Source organism: Chitinophaga varians (assembly GCF_012641275.1).
Taxonomy (GTDB): Bacteria; Bacteroidota; Bacteroidia; order Chitinophagales; family Chitinophagaceae; genus Chitinophaga; species Chitinophaga varians_A.
The window spans coordinates 893,797-912,408 of the sequence record NZ_JABAIA010000003.1 but is presented as its reverse complement, the minus strand read 5'-3'; the positions used below and the strand labels follow the sequence as shown (position 1 = coordinate 912,408).

At 48.8% G+C, this 18,612-nt stretch carries 10 protein-coding genes; 8 read left to right on the top strand and 2 right to left on the bottom strand.

The features are described 5' to 3' along the window. Positions 1–3 precede the first annotated feature (3 nt). From HGH92_RS26750 to HGH92_RS26715, 8 genes are all read left to right on the top strand, one after another. A complete protein-coding gene (locus HGH92_RS26750; RefSeq protein WP_168873878.1) occupies positions 4–1,569 on the top strand; it encodes a hypothetical protein in 1,566 nt (521 codons plus the stop codon). Between the two features lie 25 nt (positions 1,570–1,594). Continuing rightward, entirely contained in the window at positions 1,595–2,710 is a 1,116-nt protein-coding gene (locus HGH92_RS26745) for a hypothetical protein (protein WP_168873877.1), read from the top strand. Positions 2,711–2,734: 24 nt separating this feature from the next. Continuing rightward, complete coding sequence (locus tag HGH92_RS26740; protein WP_168873876.1) at positions 2,735–3,865, top strand: hypothetical protein; 1,131 nt, start codon at positions 2,735–2,737, stop codon at positions 3,863–3,865. A 31-nt stretch (positions 3,866–3,896) separates the two neighbouring features. After that, positions 3,897–5,561: a hypothetical protein gene (locus HGH92_RS26735; protein WP_168873875.1), complete on the top strand. Its 1,665-nt coding sequence runs from the start codon at positions 3,897–3,899 to the stop codon at positions 5,559–5,561. 24 nt (positions 5,562–5,585) lie between these two features. After that, positions 5,586–6,620 (top strand): hypothetical protein, encoded by a 1,035-nt coding sequence (locus HGH92_RS26730; protein WP_168873874.1) that lies wholly within the window; start codon positions 5,586–5,588, stop codon positions 6,618–6,620. 62 nt (positions 6,621–6,682) lie between these two features. Continuing rightward, a complete protein-coding gene (locus HGH92_RS26725; RefSeq protein ID WP_168873873.1) occupies positions 6,683–7,891 on the top strand; it encodes a hypothetical protein in 1,209 nt (402 codons plus the stop codon). 80 nt (positions 7,892–7,971) lie between these two features. Then, entirely contained in the window at positions 7,972–8,358 is a 387-nt protein-coding gene (locus HGH92_RS26720) for a nuclear transport factor 2 family protein (protein ID WP_168873872.1), read from the top strand. Positions 8,359–8,545: 187 nt separating this feature from the next. Further along, complete coding sequence (locus tag HGH92_RS26715; RefSeq protein WP_168873871.1) at positions 8,546–9,208, top strand: hypothetical protein; 663 nt, start codon at positions 8,546–8,548, stop codon at positions 9,206–9,208. A gap of 19 nt (positions 9,209–9,227) precedes the next feature. Here HGH92_RS26715 and HGH92_RS26710 read toward each other — a convergent pair whose 3' ends face one another. Both HGH92_RS26710 and HGH92_RS26705 read right to left on the bottom strand, forming a co-directional pair. Continuing rightward, complete coding sequence (locus tag HGH92_RS26710) at positions 9,228–11,297, bottom strand: penicillin acylase family protein (protein WP_168873870.1); 2,070 nt, start codon at positions 11,295–11,297, stop codon at positions 9,228–9,230. Between the two features lie 9 nt (positions 11,298–11,306). Next, a complete protein-coding gene (locus tag HGH92_RS26705) occupies positions 11,307–18,602 on the bottom strand; it encodes a non-ribosomal peptide synthetase (protein ID WP_168873869.1) in 7,296 nt (2,431 codons plus the stop codon). Between the last annotated feature and the right edge of the window lie 10 nt (positions 18,603–18,612).

Genomic DNA, 18,612 nt, shown 5'->3' with positions numbered 1-18,612 from the left:
CCCATGCAAACCGACACCATTCCACTAATACTCACCTATCAGGTTTATGGAAAGGACCAAAAACCGCTAATCCCCAATACCGAGGGAGAAGTATGCATCGTACTTGAGCCCAACGACACCATAAAATGTGAGAAGATCACACTCAAGATACCAATAGGAGATGGTCCCGACCGTATATTCGAAGCGTCTACCGCCGTATTAAATCCTCCTGACAAACTATATTGGTCAGTGGGAAAATCTCAGGATACCACTGATGACCAGACGAATATTGATTACGTACAATGGGAGCTTCTGAACAAGGATCCCAATCGCAAGGTGAAGCATGGCGCTAATTGCAGCGTCACCGGCATGGTCAATAGCCAGGCGGGAACAGCCCAGGTGATTATTAAAGAAAATACGCAGAATACGGGAGACCCCGATTATGAACCGCGGCAAGGCGCCTTTCCTATTGATAAAAGTGGAACACCGGCATTTTATCTTCAGAACCTGATTGCCATTGACCCCCTGAACGCCGGAAATCCGTGTTGCGCCATACAACAGGGGTATGCCGTAGAACTAAGATGGGACAGTAATGGCACCTCCTTTGAACTATATCAAAGCGGCCATACAATACCGATATATAGCGATAAAAACACCAGCTATACGTTGAAAGACGGCATATCAGATACCACCACTTTCACCTGTGTTGCCAGTGATGACAATGGCAACAAAATATTTGAGTCTTTCACCTTAGCCGTCATCAGCCCTATCCTTGTACCGCCTGCAGTAATCACCAACACAAATGAAGTCATTGCGGGGCAGATGACTGCGCAAAAGGCCACCTGCAATACATTGGACCTGCATGACAATTCCATCACCCTGACCGGTACAAACCCCAATGTGGACAATGTTATTGATAATTCTTCCAGAATTGATGTGAGCGGCACTTTCACTGTTAAAGACAATGGTAATACCAGCAATCTAATTGAAACGCTGCAATGTGCGAGTATCACCGCTGACAACCTGACCATACAGGACTCCATAGACCTTACCCATCAGCAGCTGCCTATATTCGGTGCTTTTGAGCAACTGGCCTCCGGTACCAATATTCCGGTTACCACCGAAACAGCGAACACTGATGGGTATGTCATCATTACAGTAGACGTATCAACAGATGACGGCACCTCTGCCTATGGAGCACTTTCATTTGATGGCAACAACTGGTTCAGCACCTACGGGGCAAATGATGACCTGGAACCCGTTTATGGCTTTTTATGGTTGCCCGTTCCTGCAGAAACCACCTGGTATTATAAAGGCGAGAACCTTACCAGCGTTTCACATCCCGCTACGATAAGCATTTTCTGGGTACCAATAGGTAAGAGCACCCCTTCAGCACAACAGGATAGCGTAGCGCTTCCGGTACCAGATAGCAGCAACGACACAAACGACCCCCGCCGGCTGTTTGAGCAATATACCGCCGCAAAAAAACAGCGCCAGGGAAACATTATAGCCTCCATAGAAACATTACTGGACATCAAATTTGACGTTGCCACCAAAGAAGAAATGCACCGGCAGCTCACAGCGCTCTGAAACATTCACCCTCAATTCACTTAACATGCATCACGATACTTCCAACATACCACTCGATCAGGGACCGTTATACCTGAGGAGCTTTATTTCCTTCCCCTATCAAAGCACCGAGCAGGACGTGCCGGTTACCGCGTTTACCGCGGGCGGCCCGTTCAGTACCAAATGGGACAGTAACGGCACACAGTTTGCCCTATACGCCAATGGTAATCCGACGCCGATATATACGGACTCCACCCCCTCCTTCGACTTCCCGAAAGGACTGCAGTCCACCACTACCCTGGTACTGGAAGCGGATAACGGCCAAACAAAGCTGTATACTTACCTGACCATTATTATCAGTAATGCCGTACTTACACCAGATAGTATAACCGTGTCCGGCAGTATGATCAACTCCAATCAATTAACCGTTCAGCAAACTTTGTACACCAAAGCTAACCTGGCAATAAGTGGCACATTGAACCTGGAAAACAATACTTCATTCAAAAATATTGCGGTCAGCCTCAGTTCCGGCCCCGGGATACATTTGAAGCATGTAAACGCAGGCGCTGTAAGAGCTACTGAAAGTAGCACAATCAATCATCTCACCGTGAGTGACAGCATCACCGTAAACAAAGCGTCTGTTGCCATGACCGGCGGCATGCATCTCATCCGACAGGGCCAGTCATTCGGAGAAACAGAGATAACAGCGAAGACCGATGGATTTGCGATAATTTTTGTAGATCCGACTCAATCCGGCGGCGCCCAGGCCGCATCCGGCTGTATCACCTACAACAACCAGCAATATACTGTCAATGGAATCCATTTACGCCAGTATGCAAACTATGGCATACCCAAGTTCGGATATTGCTACGTCCCTATCCGGGGAAACAGCAAATGGAAATGTAGTGGCAACATATCTGGTGGCAGCGGCCAGACACCCGTCATCTCTATTTATTGGATACCACTGGGAGGGGGAACTGACTCCTATGAAATAAGCGCTGCTGCCCGGGAGCTAGCAAGCCTGCCAATACAAAGCAGTACTTCCGATTCACAAATATTATCCGAACAATGGTATACCGACTTCTATCAAACCCTGGCTAAAGCAATGGATAAAGACCCGGTACGAGCTATCGCACTGGCGCAACAATCAGCCAGCCTTTAATCATCAATCTCAAATTAAATTATTATGCATTTACCTTACGCCGAAGCAGATACGTCCGACTTCACAATTTCATATTTATTCGTCAGCCAGAACGACACACCAGCAACCGCATTTGATGCGAACGCTGCCATTCATGTTTCCTGGGAAAGTTCCGGCACTTACTTCAAATTATACGCCGGCGACGATAAGCAATCGCAACCACTATACAGTGGTGCAGATAAATATTTTCTTATAAGCAACGGATTCTCCGTTGACACCACCCTCATACTTGAAGCGACATACAACAACAATAAGCTGTACAAATCTGTCACGGTAACCATTAACAATCCCGCGTTAAAACCTGGCAGAATAACCATCGCCGATAACAACACGGTCAAAAAAGATATGACCACCAATGGGAATGCCACTATCAACCAGCTTTCCGTAGACGGGAAGCTGGTTCTTGCTGATTCCACCGACCCCTCCTTCCTGATAAATGGTCCTTTACGGAGCGGTTGCCAAATCAATATCACGGGCGAAACGACCGTCCCGGGACTCAGTACAGACAATACTACTTCAAAAGAACTGGAAATGCTGAGCAAACTCACCATCAATAAAGGCACAGTATCGTTATTTAACGAAAGCAATATCATTTACCAGGGGCAGGACGATCTTACCAACAACCAATTTACGGCTCATACCGATGGTTACTTCATCGTGTACATGCCCACCTTTGACGTACCTTCCGGAATTGGTTTCACCTCCACTATCACCATACAAATGAATGCCTATACGTTTAAAGCTACGGGAGGTATGGCAAGGTTTGGATCAGCTAATTCAACTGTTATCTGTCTTCCCCTGTCTAAAGGCACCTCATTGACCTACAGCACCACTTATCAATCCCTCTTCTTCGTCAAAGCACCCAAAGCCATTACCGTACAGTGGTATCCTATTGGCCAAAACAGCAGTTCAAAAGCAACCTATGAACTTATAGATCTGCCAACAGATCATATGGAAGCAGCTTCTATTGATATGGCCGCCCGGGCGGCATCCGGAAAAACAAAAAAACTAACTGCGGCCAAAGCTTTTATCCAAACTATAGAACAGGCTTGCGGCAAGACAATAGATGCGACGACGAAGGAATTATTAGCAGAAAAACTAATGACGTTCAGATAAAAAAAATTTCACAAACCCAAACATATATACCATGCAAACCGGTACCGATCCACTGATACTAACCTACCAGGTTTACGGCAAAGACCATAAACCGTTAACCCTCAGCACCGAAGGGGAAGTCTGCATTGTACTTGAGCCTAACAGCACCATAAAATGCGAAAAGATCATCCTCAAAGTGCCACAAGGGGATGACGCGGATTGTATCTTTGAAACATCTACGGCCACACTAACTCCGCCGGACAAACGATACTGGTCAACAGGAAAATCCCAGGTAATACATGACGATGAACTGGACATAGACTATATGCAGTGGACGCTTGTTAACCTGGACCCTAACCACCTGGTAACACATGGCGCCAATTGCAGCGTTTCCGGGATGGTCAATAACAACGCAGGTACCGCCCAGGTCGTCGTTAAAGAAAAAACAAAAAATACCGGGGACAGTGGCTACAAGTTGAGGCAGGGAAATTTTCCCATTATCAAAAGCAATGTACCGGTATTCTTCCTGCAGAACCTGATCGCCATTGATCCTCTGAATTCCGGATATCCTTGCGGTGCCATACAACAGGGATATGCTGTAGAAATAAGATGGAGCAGCAACGGCACCTCCTACGAGTTATATCAGAGCGGCAGCACAACGCCGATATACAGCGGTACTAACACCAGTTACACACTAAACGATGGTATAACAGATACGACTACTTTTTTCTGCATCGCCACTAATGCAAACGGAGACAAACTATTCGAGTCCTTCACATTGACCGTCATCAACCCTGCCCTTACGCCGTTAATGGTCAACACGGCGAACAGCGAAACAGTGCAGGGGGAAATGACCACCAACATCGCCAACAGCAACACCCTGAATCTGAGCAGTAATACGATCGTTGCAGATGGAGATCCTCATACGATCAACATCTCCACCACCTATGCGCCCCTTAACCTGACTGGTAACTTTACTATCGGAAGCGACGCCACTTTTGGGAATACAAGTGTCAGCAATCTTATTGTTGAACAGGACTTTAATGGTACTTTCCCGGAAATCAATGTGCTTTCCCCGCTTTCCTTAACAGCGCCCACAATCACGACGCTTACCAGTTCGGATATTGGCACTGATGACCTGACCATACAGAATGACCTTACCTTTACCGGGCAGCAGGTATCCATGTTTGGCACATTTACGCAGATAATCTCCAACACCCATATTCCAATAACGAGCAGCAAAGCAAACACTGACGGTTATGCAGTGGTCACAGTTGACCTTCCGCTACAGCAGGCTAATACGCTTGCTTATGGCGGCATTTCATTAAATAACAGCAACTGGTTTTATACATATGGCAATCAGGCAAGTTTTGGTCTTAGTACATTTACCTATGGATTTCTATGTATCCCCGTTGCAGCCGGGACTACCTGGTATTATAAAGGTGACAACCTCACCAGCGTTGCGCAACCGGCCAAAATAAGCATATACTGGTTTCCTGTAGGGAAGGATTCCATATCGCAGAAAGAAGATATCGCCCCCCTTTCCGCTATAGACAGTAACATAGCGAAAAATGACCCACGTATGCTTTTTGAGCAATACATGGTAGCAAAAAAACAACGCCGGAATGAGCTGATATCCTCCATAGAAATGATACTGGACACACAGTTTAATGAGGCCACCAAAGCAGAGATGCTCCAACAGCTCATGTCACTCTAAAACATTTACCCTCAATTTATCTACATGCAAAACAACATCTCCCACAAACAATCGAACCAGGCCCCACTATACCTGACGAATTTTATTTCCTTTCCTTATCAAAGCAGCCAGCAGGACATACCGGTTACACAATTTATGGCACTGAGCCCGTTCAGTGTTAAATGGAGCAGCAATGGCACCGGGTACAAACTATATGCAAACAGCAACCCCAATCCAATATACACCGGGACCGGCACTTCCTTTGATATACCACAGGGATTTAAACATAATACCACACTGATGCTGGAAGCCAGCAATGCCGCGGGCAAACTGTACGCTTTTCTTACCATCATTATCAGTAAGCCCACACTTACACCAGATAGCATAACTGTGGCTGGAACGATGGACAATCCCAGTATCCTGACCGTACAGGGCACCTTATATGCAAAAAGCACCCTGACAATAAACGGAACACTGAACCTGGGCAACAATAACAGCTTCAATGACATTACTGTTGGCGCCACCTCAAACATTCGTGGCAAAGCTACCCTGGCCCAGTTAACTGCCAATGCAATCGCTGGAGGCGCCAGTATTACAACTGACGCTAATTGCGCGCTGACGCTACAACCCAACGCAACGGTCAATAAACTCGACACGACCTCTGTAACCGCTTCGGGCAGCAGCAATATCGCGGATCTTACTGTTAATGGCAACATCACAGCCAACAAGGCGAGTATCACCATGATGGGCAGCTGGAACCTCATCAAGCAAGGCAGTGCTTTCGGGGAAATGACAATCACCGCCGGGACAGACGGACTAGTATTGGTTTACATAGACCCTGACAACTGTGATGCAGGCACAAACGCCACGGCCGTGATCACTTATAACGGCCAGCAGTATTCGGTGAATGGAGTTAATTTATATCAGGTCCAATCTAATAACGCCCTTAAACAGGGGTATTGTTGTGTGCCTGTGCAGAAAGGCACTTCCTGGCAATGCAGCGGCAGTACCAGTGGTAATGGCCAGTCTCCTACGATCTATGTTTACTGGATACCGTTTGGCGCAGATAAAAGTTCGTAGCACACCAGCGCAAAAGTCAGTCACCGCCTAATAACTATCATGTAACTAAAACCAAGTCCATTATGCATTCACCATTGAATACCGCTGATACCTACGGATTTGACATATCCTATTTATTGGTAAGCCAAAATGGTATACCGGCCACTTCTTTCAAGGCAGGCGTCCCGCTCACTATTTCCTGGGAAAGTACCGGCACCTACTTCCGGTTATTTGCAGGTGGCCAAAGCCAGGCTGTGTATGAAGGTACACAAACAACGGCTACTCTCAGCAATATAACGGTCGATACCACGTTTACCCTTGAAGCATCTGTACCAGGCAGTGGAAAACTGTATAAGTCAGTCACGATATACATCTCAAATCCCACCTTAACGCCCAACAGCATTAAAGTTACGACCGTACACACCGTCAACAAAGATCTCACGGCCAATAATAATGCGGCATTCAATCAACTTAACGTAAATGGCCAATTGGTGTTCCCTGATTCTCATGATCCTTCCTTACAGATAAACGGATATTTAAATACAGGCTGCGCGATAACGGTCTTAAAAGATACGAATATCCAGGGGACCGCCACTATCAATGATCTCACGATAAACAGCAACATCCGGGTAAATGGCAACTTTAACAACAAAAATGGGACACAGGTAACACATCTGGATGCCGCCGGTTTAAATGCAGCAAATACCACTACCCAAAAACTGGAAATCGCCCAAAGCCTGAACGCAGTTGATGGCAGCGTATCTATGCTTACTACAGGCAATACCGTCTATCAGGGAGGAGAGAACACCACCAAAAAAATCACCGCTAAAACAGATGGTTACCTGCTGGTATATCTGCCTACATCGCCTCCCGGCTACGCCATCATGACATTGGATATTTATGGATATAAATTCCAGCTTATGGGAAATTTTGTGCTCAGTGATACAACCATTCCCAATTCAAACACCCTGTTTTTGCCGATATCCAACGGTACACCATTTACTTTCACGATCCACCACTATCTTTATAAACCGATATTTACCATAAACTGGTACCCCATAGGCACAGCTGCCAGTGTAGCAGACACCTACGAAATCATCGATATACCTACAGACACGACAAAAACACCTCAGTTCGACATAGCGGCGCTTCAAGCTACCAGGCTGGAAACTGCCACAGCTTTCCTTGAAAATATTGAGAGGACATGCGATAAAACAATTGATGCCCCGATAAAACAGATATTGGTAGAAAAACTACTGGCATTAACATGGGCGCCCACCCCGGTTCTTTGATTTTCACAATTATTAGTTTGATAACGCCAACCGGCAACACAACATGCAGCCATACCTTTGAATCATTAAACCAAACAAAAATGATGAAAACTCTGGCAAACAATGTCGGCGTAGCAGATGAAAAACATCTGATCCAACTTACGCTGAATGATTATCTACAAGGGCGTCCGGCATTAGACATCGAAAGGCTCCGGTCTGCATTTCACCCCGATGCACATATCAGGACCGTCATAGACGGCAAGCTGGTGCAGTGGACAGCCCCGCAATACCTGGACCTGGTGGCCCAGGCAACTATACAGGAATGCCAGCCCGAACTGCTTTCTTTTACATGGGATGGAGATACCGGGTCTGCCCATGTGCAATTGACTTTTGCCACCTTCCGGTTCATCGACCGTTTTAACCTGATAAAGTTAGACGGGAAATGGCTGATCATGGATAAAATTTCCTATCGGGAAGATTTACAGTGAGCGATTTTCACTACTGGAAATCAGAAAGCCTTCCTTAATGGAGGGTTTTCTGATTTTAGATAAAGCGTATAGCATAAAAACCGAAGCTTTTCTTGGTAGATTTAAAGTTATTACCTAACTTCTTACAGGAAATCTGATTTTCCTTCTCCCCCGGAATATTTTCTACATTTAATCAACCCTTTCCCCTATGCGTTTAAAGTTGCTGACTTTCTCTGTCCTCTTAGCTATCACCATCGGAAAAGCACACTCGCAATCCTCCACACAGCCAGCCAAAGAAAAAGTATTGCTGCAGATGGACTTTGATGATCCTGCTAATCCAATGGTGCCCAATATCGTTCATGGCGATACTGCCTCCGCCCTCCTGCAGAACGGGCACTATGTCCTGGACGCCCAAAAAGCCAGCCGTTTCTGGGCGCTCAGATTGGGCACCCCTGCTGAAGAGGTGCCTGGCTGCAATATCCTGGAAATGAAAATGAAGGTGACCGCGGATGCCTCTCAGGCCAGGTACGGGATCTTATGGAATTCCGTTCAAAAGACACCCGGGGTCTTCAATGAGTTTGCTTTTTGTGTCTATTCAACAGGTCAATATACGATCTTCGCCAAGGTGGACAACGCCGCCTATGACATCGCTGAATTAACAGCATGCTCCTGTATAAACAAGGGAACTTCGGCATACAACACTTTGCGCATCGAGGAAATAAACAGCGGGGAGTTTCGTTTTTTCATCAATGGTCAAATGGTACACCAGGCCATGTTGAAAGTCCCCCCATTTACGACCTTTGGCTTTTATTCAGATGCACATACGACATTGTATGTTGACTATGTAAAATTTGCCGTGAGGGCTGATTAGCATAACCAGCACAAAAACATCAATGCCCGAGGCGTTCTGTTTTTTCCAGGTGTTGTAAAATATCGCGGCGTTCGGTCCAGGGCGTACGTAATTGTTTCTGTGCCATGAACTTCAACTGGTCTCCGATATGCCGGCTACCTGGCTGGGAAGCATTACCATATCCAAGTAGCACACGGGCTTTTATTTTCCTGCCGAATTCCACCACTGCCACATATGTGTCGCCCGCCGCTGAACGCATTCTGCCATCGGCATCTTGCATATATTCGATCGTACGATAGATACCGTAATTACCGGGGCCGCCGTTTGCGGGATAGTCGTATGCGCCCGCACGAAAGCGGAACATAGCTCCCCAGGGCACCTGTAACGACCCAAACATATTATGGATCTCCATGGCCGCAATGGACAACAGCTTTACCGCGGTCGCCGAGTCCTTCAGGCCACGAGGTGTTTCTGTGGGATGTGCAGGGTCCCAGGGCTGTTTAAACATGGAGTCATCCAGTTTGGAATACCAGTTGATATAAAGAATTCCGCCTACGCTCATGCTGTCTGTAGTGCGGTCCCAGTTCCGCAATACGCCCGCTGCCGCCTGTGCGATTGGATCAGGATATTTATCTGTTGCTCCAAGCAGCTCATCAAGGAACCTGTCTGCCACTTCCACGCCGGTATTGAGTTTGTACTTCACCAGGTCATCAAAAGTAACCGAAAAGTTATTTCTGATCATATTCACAGCGCGCTGCGGGCGAAACCCCATACCAACGGGCGACATGTACGACGGGTAGGCCGAAGGGGACAATACCGGCGGGTAAGTACAATACCACGGGGGATCATTGGCATTTTGTATAAAGCCGGCAGGAGGGTTAAATAACTTTGGCATATCAGCATAACCATGTGTCTGGCTCCAGGCGTTCTTCGACTGGCTGCCATCAATGGTGCCGTGCCAGAAGTCCCAATCCCCGGAGGCACGAACCGGAACGTTGCCACCGAAGAAATACTCAATATCGCCTGCCTTATCGGCATAGATCACATTGAACAATGGCAACTGCATGCGTTGCAATGCGGCCTTAAACTCGCGGTGATTATCGGCTTTGGCCATCATGTGCCATTCATAAAAGAAGCCGGCGCTGTCCAGTCCCGCGATCTTCAGCGTGTACGCTTTATTATCTTTCACGCCCACCACCGGTTCATCACCCGCATACTGCAGGATGGTCGTATCGTTTTTTACCGTACAATCAGGCTGCCTTATTTTCACAATTGTCGTGTCGTACTTAAAAGGCACGAGGGCGCTGTCTACCAGGTAACCGCTATCTTTAAGCGTATAGGCGTACCGGTCTGCTGCATCAATGGTATTTACGGTATGTGTCCATCCAAGATTTTCATTGAATGCAATATTCAGTACGGGCATCCCTACCAGCGAAGCGCCATAGGCATTAAACCCGGGCGCCTGCAGATGCGCTTCAAAAAAAGTATAAAAATCGAACCAGGGCAGATGCGGATTGGCAAGCAGCATAGCATTACCGGAAGCAGACCTGGACCGGCCCACAGCATAAGCGTTGGAGCCGGGCCTTAATATCTGGCCGAGCGCCGCGTTGTCCTCTGCCGCCAGGAATTCCAGAAAAAAAACACGGATAGCATGGGCCATTACATCTTCACCCGTCACCGGCAGTACCTCTTTTAACGGCGCACTGATCGCCTGAGGATTGGCAGCCACATAATCGTTTATACCAGCAGCGAATGCATCAATGTACTTTTTCATTTCATGTCCCTGCTTTGCATACGCTTCCCTTCCAAGTTCCGGCACTTTAAAGAGCCTTATCTTTTTATCAGCGGCTGCAAAATCAGCTCCCCAGTACTCCGCAGACCGGCCACGGGTCAGGCCGTACAGACGAAGCAGCAGGTTGCCATGATTATGCATCTGTGCCCATCCGAACGCATAATACATGGCACTGATGTCCTTCCCGTATATGTGCGGAACGCCATAGGTGTCCCAGAGGATCTCTGCTTTCTTTGAGTGATGTCCCGGAACGCCGGCTCCGGCAAAATTTAAATAAAGACATAGGAACAGCCAAAGGGATGATCGGACAAATTTCATACAACGGTATTATATTTTAGGATGATGGAAATAGGAAAGTATATTTTCTGCCAGGGCAGATACGTACGGCGATTTAACCAGCGTATGATGATCTCCCGGGCTTTGCTTCAATGTCAGTTCCGGCGCATATTGTTTCCACCCAAGCATATCATCAGCCGTATACGCTCCGCTACTTGCCCTCACCACCAATAAAGGGGCCGCCATCTTATGTTTTAATGTATAAGGTATCCGGATGCTGTTCAGCTCAAGGTCCAGCACACGGAAAGCCAATGACAGCATACCGTTATTATCACGCACGTTTTCCCTGACCGCCGCCTTCATCTTTTCCACTGTTTCGGCCAAAGGACCATCAACAGTGGCCGCCTTCAGCTCATTGAACCAATTGGGACAAGGCACTGCCATCAGCTGATGCTGCTCCAGGAATTGCTGTAGCCCGGACAACAGCTGTTCATTCAAATGCTGATGGTCCTGCACTTCCTTCCTTGCGTCCGGAGGCGTGTCCAGGAAAGCAGCGAAAGCGACTTCCTCTCCCTTTGTTTCCAGCTGACGGATCATTTCAAAGGCGACAAAACAGCCGAAGGAATGTCCGACAAAACGGTATGGGCCCGCTGGCTGTACTTCCCTTATCCAGGCGATATGTTCCGCTGCGATCTTCTCCATGCTTTGCAACAGTTGTTCATCTTCATAAATTCCTGTCATCTGCAAACCATACACGGTAAAAGTCTTATCCAGCGCAGCGGCCAGTTCACCATAGCCTTCGCTGGTACCGCCGGAGCCGGGAAGTATAAACAACGGAGCCCCGTCCCTGTTATGATTAAGGGGCAACAGATGCCTGCCATGCACCGCAAGGGCATGCACTTCCTGTTTCTCGAGTAAATCAGACAGACCGGCAATGGTGGGATGATCAAACACATCGGTAATGGTAACCGTCTTGTTCAGCGTTTTACGGATGGATGCTATCAACTTAATGGTGAGCAGTGAATGCCCGCCCCTGGTAAAGAAATTGTCGTATAACCCTATCCGTTCTACCTCCAGGAGGTTCTCCCATAGCGCCGCGAGCGATAACTGCAATGGTGTCTGAGGCGGAGTGTATGCATCCCCCTCCGGGTTGTCGCCGGGTTTGGGCAGGGCGTTCCTGTCTACCTTTCCGTTATTGGTAAGGGGAATGGTTTCCATCGGGATGAGCTGTTCCGGTAACATATATACTGGCAAGAACTGTTTTAACCAGGTCATTATCCCGTCATTATCGAAATCACCCTGCGGTACGATATAAGCCGTCAATTGTTGCTCATGCGCCACCACAACGGCCTGTTTGACCAGCGGGGAAGTTTGCAGCACATGCGCTATTTCGGCTGGTTCTATACGGTAGCCGCGCACCTTCACCTGGTCATCTGTACGACCCAGGTATTCCATATTACCGTCGGGCAGCCAACGGCCAAGGTCTCCCGTGTGGTACATTTTTCCACCGTGAAAAGGATTATCAGTGAACCTTTCCGCCGTCAGGTCCGGACGGCGCAGGTATCCCCGGGCCACCCCCGCTCCTCCTATGCAAATTTCCCCGGTTACGCCTCTCGGCACCAGCTGATGGCGGGCATCCAACAGGTATAACTGAATATTGTCCATCGGTTTGCCAATATTGATTACCTGTCCTTCCCGCGGCCGGAACGTATAGGTGTTACAGCCTACAGTAGCTTCTGTCGGCCCGTATTCATTTACCACAGTTACCTGCTGTCCGTTCAGGAAAGCCACATGTCCGGGCAATAGCGCCTCTCCTCCTATCACAAGCGTTGACGCCGGACAAACCGCCTGACGGCGTTGCATGGCTTCTTCCAGTAAAGGCAGGTGGGCAGGTGTTAGTTTGATAAAGTCATAAGGCGCATGCTTCCACAGTAATTCATCTTCAAACACCATTGTTTGCGGGGCAGCGCTTATCACCACCGGTTTCCCGGATATAAGCGGCATAAAGAGAGCGGTCACCGCTGCATCAAATGTATAGGACAAATGTATAAAACTGCCTGTCGCCCTACTCTCCCCGGAAACATATGCTGTCTTATTATTACAGAGATAATGTAAAAGATTGGCGTGAGTAACCATTACTCCTTTGGGAACACCGGTACTGCCGGAAGTATAAATAATATAGGCCAGGTCCTCACCACCGGGATAGTCTGTCAGCGGTGTTTCTTCAGCAGTATCTGCCTGTGATGCAATGATAATTTTCACATCGGCGTCCGGCAAAACACGGGCTCCTTCTTCGCTGCATACGATGACCTCAGCATGCGTGTCTTCGAGTATATGACGGATGCGCTCTGCCGGAAAGCCAGGGTCCACAGGAACATAAGCGGCCCCTGCTTTCATGACGCCCCATATGGCGGCTATCATATCCATCCCGCGCTCAAAACACAGCGGCACCAGCATACCAGGCTTTATGTTATGCTGATGACGTAAAAATGCAGCCAGCCTGTTGGCACGGTCCTTCAATTCCCGATAGGTAACTGTTCCGGCAGCAGAGACCACCGCGGGACTGTCAGGATTACTCAGCGCCTGTGCCTCCAAAAGATGCACCACTGTGGCGGCTTGCGGCACAGGCGCCGCAGTGTCATTGAAGATATGCAACAGTTGATATTCTTCCTCCTGCGTAAGCAGCGGCAACACATCCACCGCCAACAGCGGATCGCTGGTGATAGCTGTCAGCAACAGTTCATACGACATTACCATACGCCGTATAGTGTCCGGCAGGAACAAATCGCTACGATATTCTATACTCACCTGCAATTCTTCCGCTGCTTCTATCACCGACCAGTTAATGTCAAACTGAGTGGTATTGCGCACTACCGGAACAGCAGACAAACTCAGTTCCTTGAGATGAAGCTGTGATGCTACCGGCATATTAGGCATACCAAACAGTACCTGGAAGATAGGATTACGGGTCGTGTCCCTTTCCTTCACTACCGCCTCCACTACTTTTTCAAAAGGCACGTCCTGATGCTCGAAAGCTTCCAGCGTGGTTTGTTTCACCTGCTGCAGAAAAGTTGTAAAGGCAGGCGCGCCCGACAGATCACTGCGAAGGGCCAGTGTATTGATAAAGAAGCCGATCAGTCCTTCCAATTCCTGCTGCTGCCGGCCGGCTGCAGAGCAGCCCACACAGATATCCGTTTGCCCGCAATAGCGGTACAACAATACTTTAAACGCCGCCAGCAACGTCATAAACAGGGAGGCACCGTTATCAAGTGACAATTGCTTTATTTTTGATGACAGTGTTTTATTCAGCACGTACTGGAAAGTGGCGCCATCATTACGTTGAACTGCCGGTCGCCGGAAATCGGCCGGTATCTGCAAAAGAGAGACATCCTGCAATTGCCGTTTCCAATAGTCCAGCTTTTGCCCAAGGGCCTCGTCTGTCAACCTGTTACGCTGCCAGACCGCATAATCTGCATATTGTATGGGCAATGGCGCCAGACCTGCCTTTTCACCGGAAACAATAGCGTTATATAACAATGATAATTCGTTGATCAATATTCCGGCAGACCATCCGTCACCAGCGATATGATGCAGGGTCAGCACCACGGTATAATCTCCCGACGGGGCGCAAATCAGCAGCCCGCGCAGCATATCATCTTTGGAGAGATCAAAAGGCGTAATGCTCCAGTTATTGATATCTTCATCATTCACCTCCCCATTGATGACAGTCAGCTGCCAGCTGTCCGGGGCCTTTACGTACTGGTAGGGTCGTCCGTCTGTAACTGTGACGACAGTACGTAATACTTCATGCCTGTTCACAATTTCCCGCAGTGCCGCTTCCAGGGCTGGAATATTTAGACGCCCTTTTAACTTCAGGACCGCGGGCATATGAAATTGTACACTGCCGCTAAGCTGATCAATGAACCACAAACGCTCCTGGTTAAAGGAGAGCGGTATACGGTCAGGACGCCCACCAGCGGTAATGGCAGGTAACCGGCTTTCTTGTGACAGTCCGCTTATATAGGCTGCCAGCTCCGCTATTGTCGGGTACTGGAATAATGACCTGACGGGAAGCTCCACCTCCAGGCGGTTGCGCAACACCGCCGCTTCACGCATTGCCAGCAGGGAATGACCTCCCAGCTCAAAGAAATTATCATGAACGCCTATACGCCCGACACCCAACAATTCTTCCCATACCTCTACCAGTAACGTTTCCAGCGGGCCGGAAGCCGCCGCGTATGCGCGTTGGTTTCCGGCATCCGGATCAGGCGATGGTAATAAACCCTTGTCTATTTTCCCGTTGGCATTCAGCGGGAATGCGTCCAGCTCAATAATAAAAGAAGGGACCATATATTCAGGAAGACGCTCTCTGAGCGAAGACCGGATATGGTCTTTGTTGTAATCTTCAGCCGGCACGATGTAAGCCACTAACTGTTTTCCGCTGCTGGCGTGATTGCGTACCGTTACCAACACCTGTTTTACACCCGCAAGCTCCTGCAACACGCTTTCTATTTCCCCCGGTTCTATGCGGTAACCGCGGATCTTCACCTGGTTATCCGTCCGGCCCATGAAAGTGATGTGGCCGTCTGCTTCCCGCCGGGCAAGATCGCCGGTGCGGTACATACGTTCTCCTGCCACGAACGGAGAAGACAGGAAACGTGTGGACGTCAGCTCCGGATGGTTCAGGTAACCACGCGCCACCCCGGCGCCACCCACATACAATTCCCCGGTAACGCCCAAGGGCACTGGTTGCTGAGAACCGTCCAGGATATACGCCGTTCTGTTTGACAACGGTAAACCTATCGGCGTAACTGCACGAAGACCATGCTTGTCGATACGGTAACTCAGGGAAAAGGTAGTATTCTCCGTTGGGCCGTAGATGTTACTCACCTTTATCAATGGATAAGCGGCCTGTAACTTTTCGATATGTTTTTCAGACAATCGCTCTCCTCCCGTCAGGACTGCTTCTATCCCTGAAAAGACGGTAATATCAGTATCTACCAGCTGATTAAACCAACCAGTGGTAAAGAACATTTTATTTACGCCTCTGCTTTGCAATTCTTCTTTCAATACAGCGATGTCCAGCAGCTCATGCTCCCGGCTTAGTACCAGGCGGCCTCCATTGAGCAACATGCCCCAGTATTCGAACGTTGTTGCATCAAAAGACACAGACCCCGCCGACAAGATGGCATCTGCGGGCGTAAGCGAAATATAGTTCGGTTCGCATACCAGGCTGGTTACATTACGATGCTCTACCAGCACTCCTTTCGGACGGCCGGTAGAACCGGAAGTGTACATCACGTACGCGAGGTTGTCTGCACGTAGCTTCACGGATGCCGGGGCGCCGGTTGCCGGAGCATCCGCCAGTGTATCGATACACACTATCTCCAGGTCTGGCTGCAGCGATGCCAGCCGGTCAGCGTAATCGCCGACGGTGATCAGCAGCGGGCCTCCCAGGTCTGACAGGATGTAACGGATACGGTCATCCGGGTAGTCAGGGTCTATGGGCGCATAAGCGCCGCCGGCCTTCAGGATGGCCAGCAGTATCACGATCATGTCCGGAGCGCGGTGCATACATACAGGCACCAGTGTTTCAGTGCCAACGCCTTTGTCCTGAAGATAGCAGGCCAGCGCGTCAGAACGTTCATTCAGCGCAGCATAGGTAAGCGTAGTATCCGCAAATACCACTGCCGTCGCCTCCGGACGAAGAGCGGCCTGTTTCCGGAAAAGGTCCGGTATAGTGGCCTCAGAAGGATAACCGGCAGCAGTGTCATTGAAGTCAAATAACAGCTGCTGCTTCTCTGTAGCTTCCAGCATAGGCAATGCTCCCACGGTAGCGGACGGCGAGGCTGCCACCGCATATGACAATTGCCGGAAATGACGGGCCATCCGTTCAATGGTGGCCTCTTCAAACAGGTCTGTGCAATATTCTATACAGCCGTGTAGTTCGCCCGCCTGCTCCTGTAATAAAAAGGTCAGGTCAAACTTGGCCGTGTTTGATTCCAGTGGCTCCGGAGAAATATGAAGGCCGTTCAGGTGTATATCAGGTACAGGAGGCGTATTCTGTAAGACAAACAACACCTGGAACAGTGGGTTTACGCTTACATCCCGTTCTCTAACGACTGCCTCCACTATTTTTTCAAGAGGCACGTCCTGGTGGTCATAAGCCGCCAGCGTGGTGTCTCTTATATTTTTCAACAATTCGGTAAAAGACATGCCTGGTAACACTTCGGTTCGTAATGCCAGGGTATTCACAAAAAAACCGATCAGTCCCTCCAGCTGCCGTAGCGATCTTCCGGCGATGGGACTGCCCACACAGATATCTTCCTGTAAAGTGTAGCGGTATAACAATACTTTAAAAACCGCCAGCAACGTCATAAACAGCGTAGCCCCCTCCTGTTGTGAAAGCGCCTTTAGCTGGTCCGTCACCTCCTTACCGATGTTGAAATGGTATTCGCGTCCACGGAAACCCGGTAGCAGCGGACGGGGGTGATCTGTGGGCAGCTGCAGTGTGGCGACGTCCGCCAGCTTTTTTTTCCAGTAGTCCATTTTCAGTTCGAGCACCTTTTCCTTCAGGAAGTTGCGTTGCCATATTGCATAATCCGCATATTGTATACCCAGTTTACGCAACTGTGGGCTACGGTTATCAACGGCCGCATTGTACAGCTCTACCAGCTCTTCAACGATAATGCCCGCTGACCATCCGTCTGCGGCTATATGATGAAGGGTCAGTACCAACAGGTACTCTTCTTTTCCCAGCACAATCAAACGTGCCCTCAGCATATAGTCAGCGGAAAGATCGAATGGTTTCTCCGTACTGCTTTTCACATATCCGTTCAGTTTGTCCGCATCGTCCGCTATGCCTGGAATGTCTTCAACATCCATCGTCCATTTATACCGTTCCAGCAATTGCTGATGAGGTACACCGGCGGTTGATGTTATCACCGTGCGTAACACCTCATGCCTGTTCACAATTTCCTGCAAAGCATTTACCAGCTTATCTTTTTCGAGGATGCCCCGCAAACGCAGCAGTACGTTGATATGATAGGGTACGCTCCCTTCCATCTGATCAATAAACCACAGGCGCTCCTGGTTGAACGACAGGGGGACCGGCCCCGACGGCCGGTCCACAGTAAGCGGTATATCTGTATTACGCTTTGTGTGCTGCTGAAAATAATCAAGCAGGTCTGTTTTATTATGCTTCAGTTCTTTCAACAGCGAAGGATCAGGCTCATTGTCTTTATGCATTTGCACGATCAGCTCACCTTCGTCATATATGATCTTTATACCGTTATCATTGGCGCGTTTCAACAGATTGGTTATATCGGTTAACCTGGTATTTGTCATGTGTAATAAT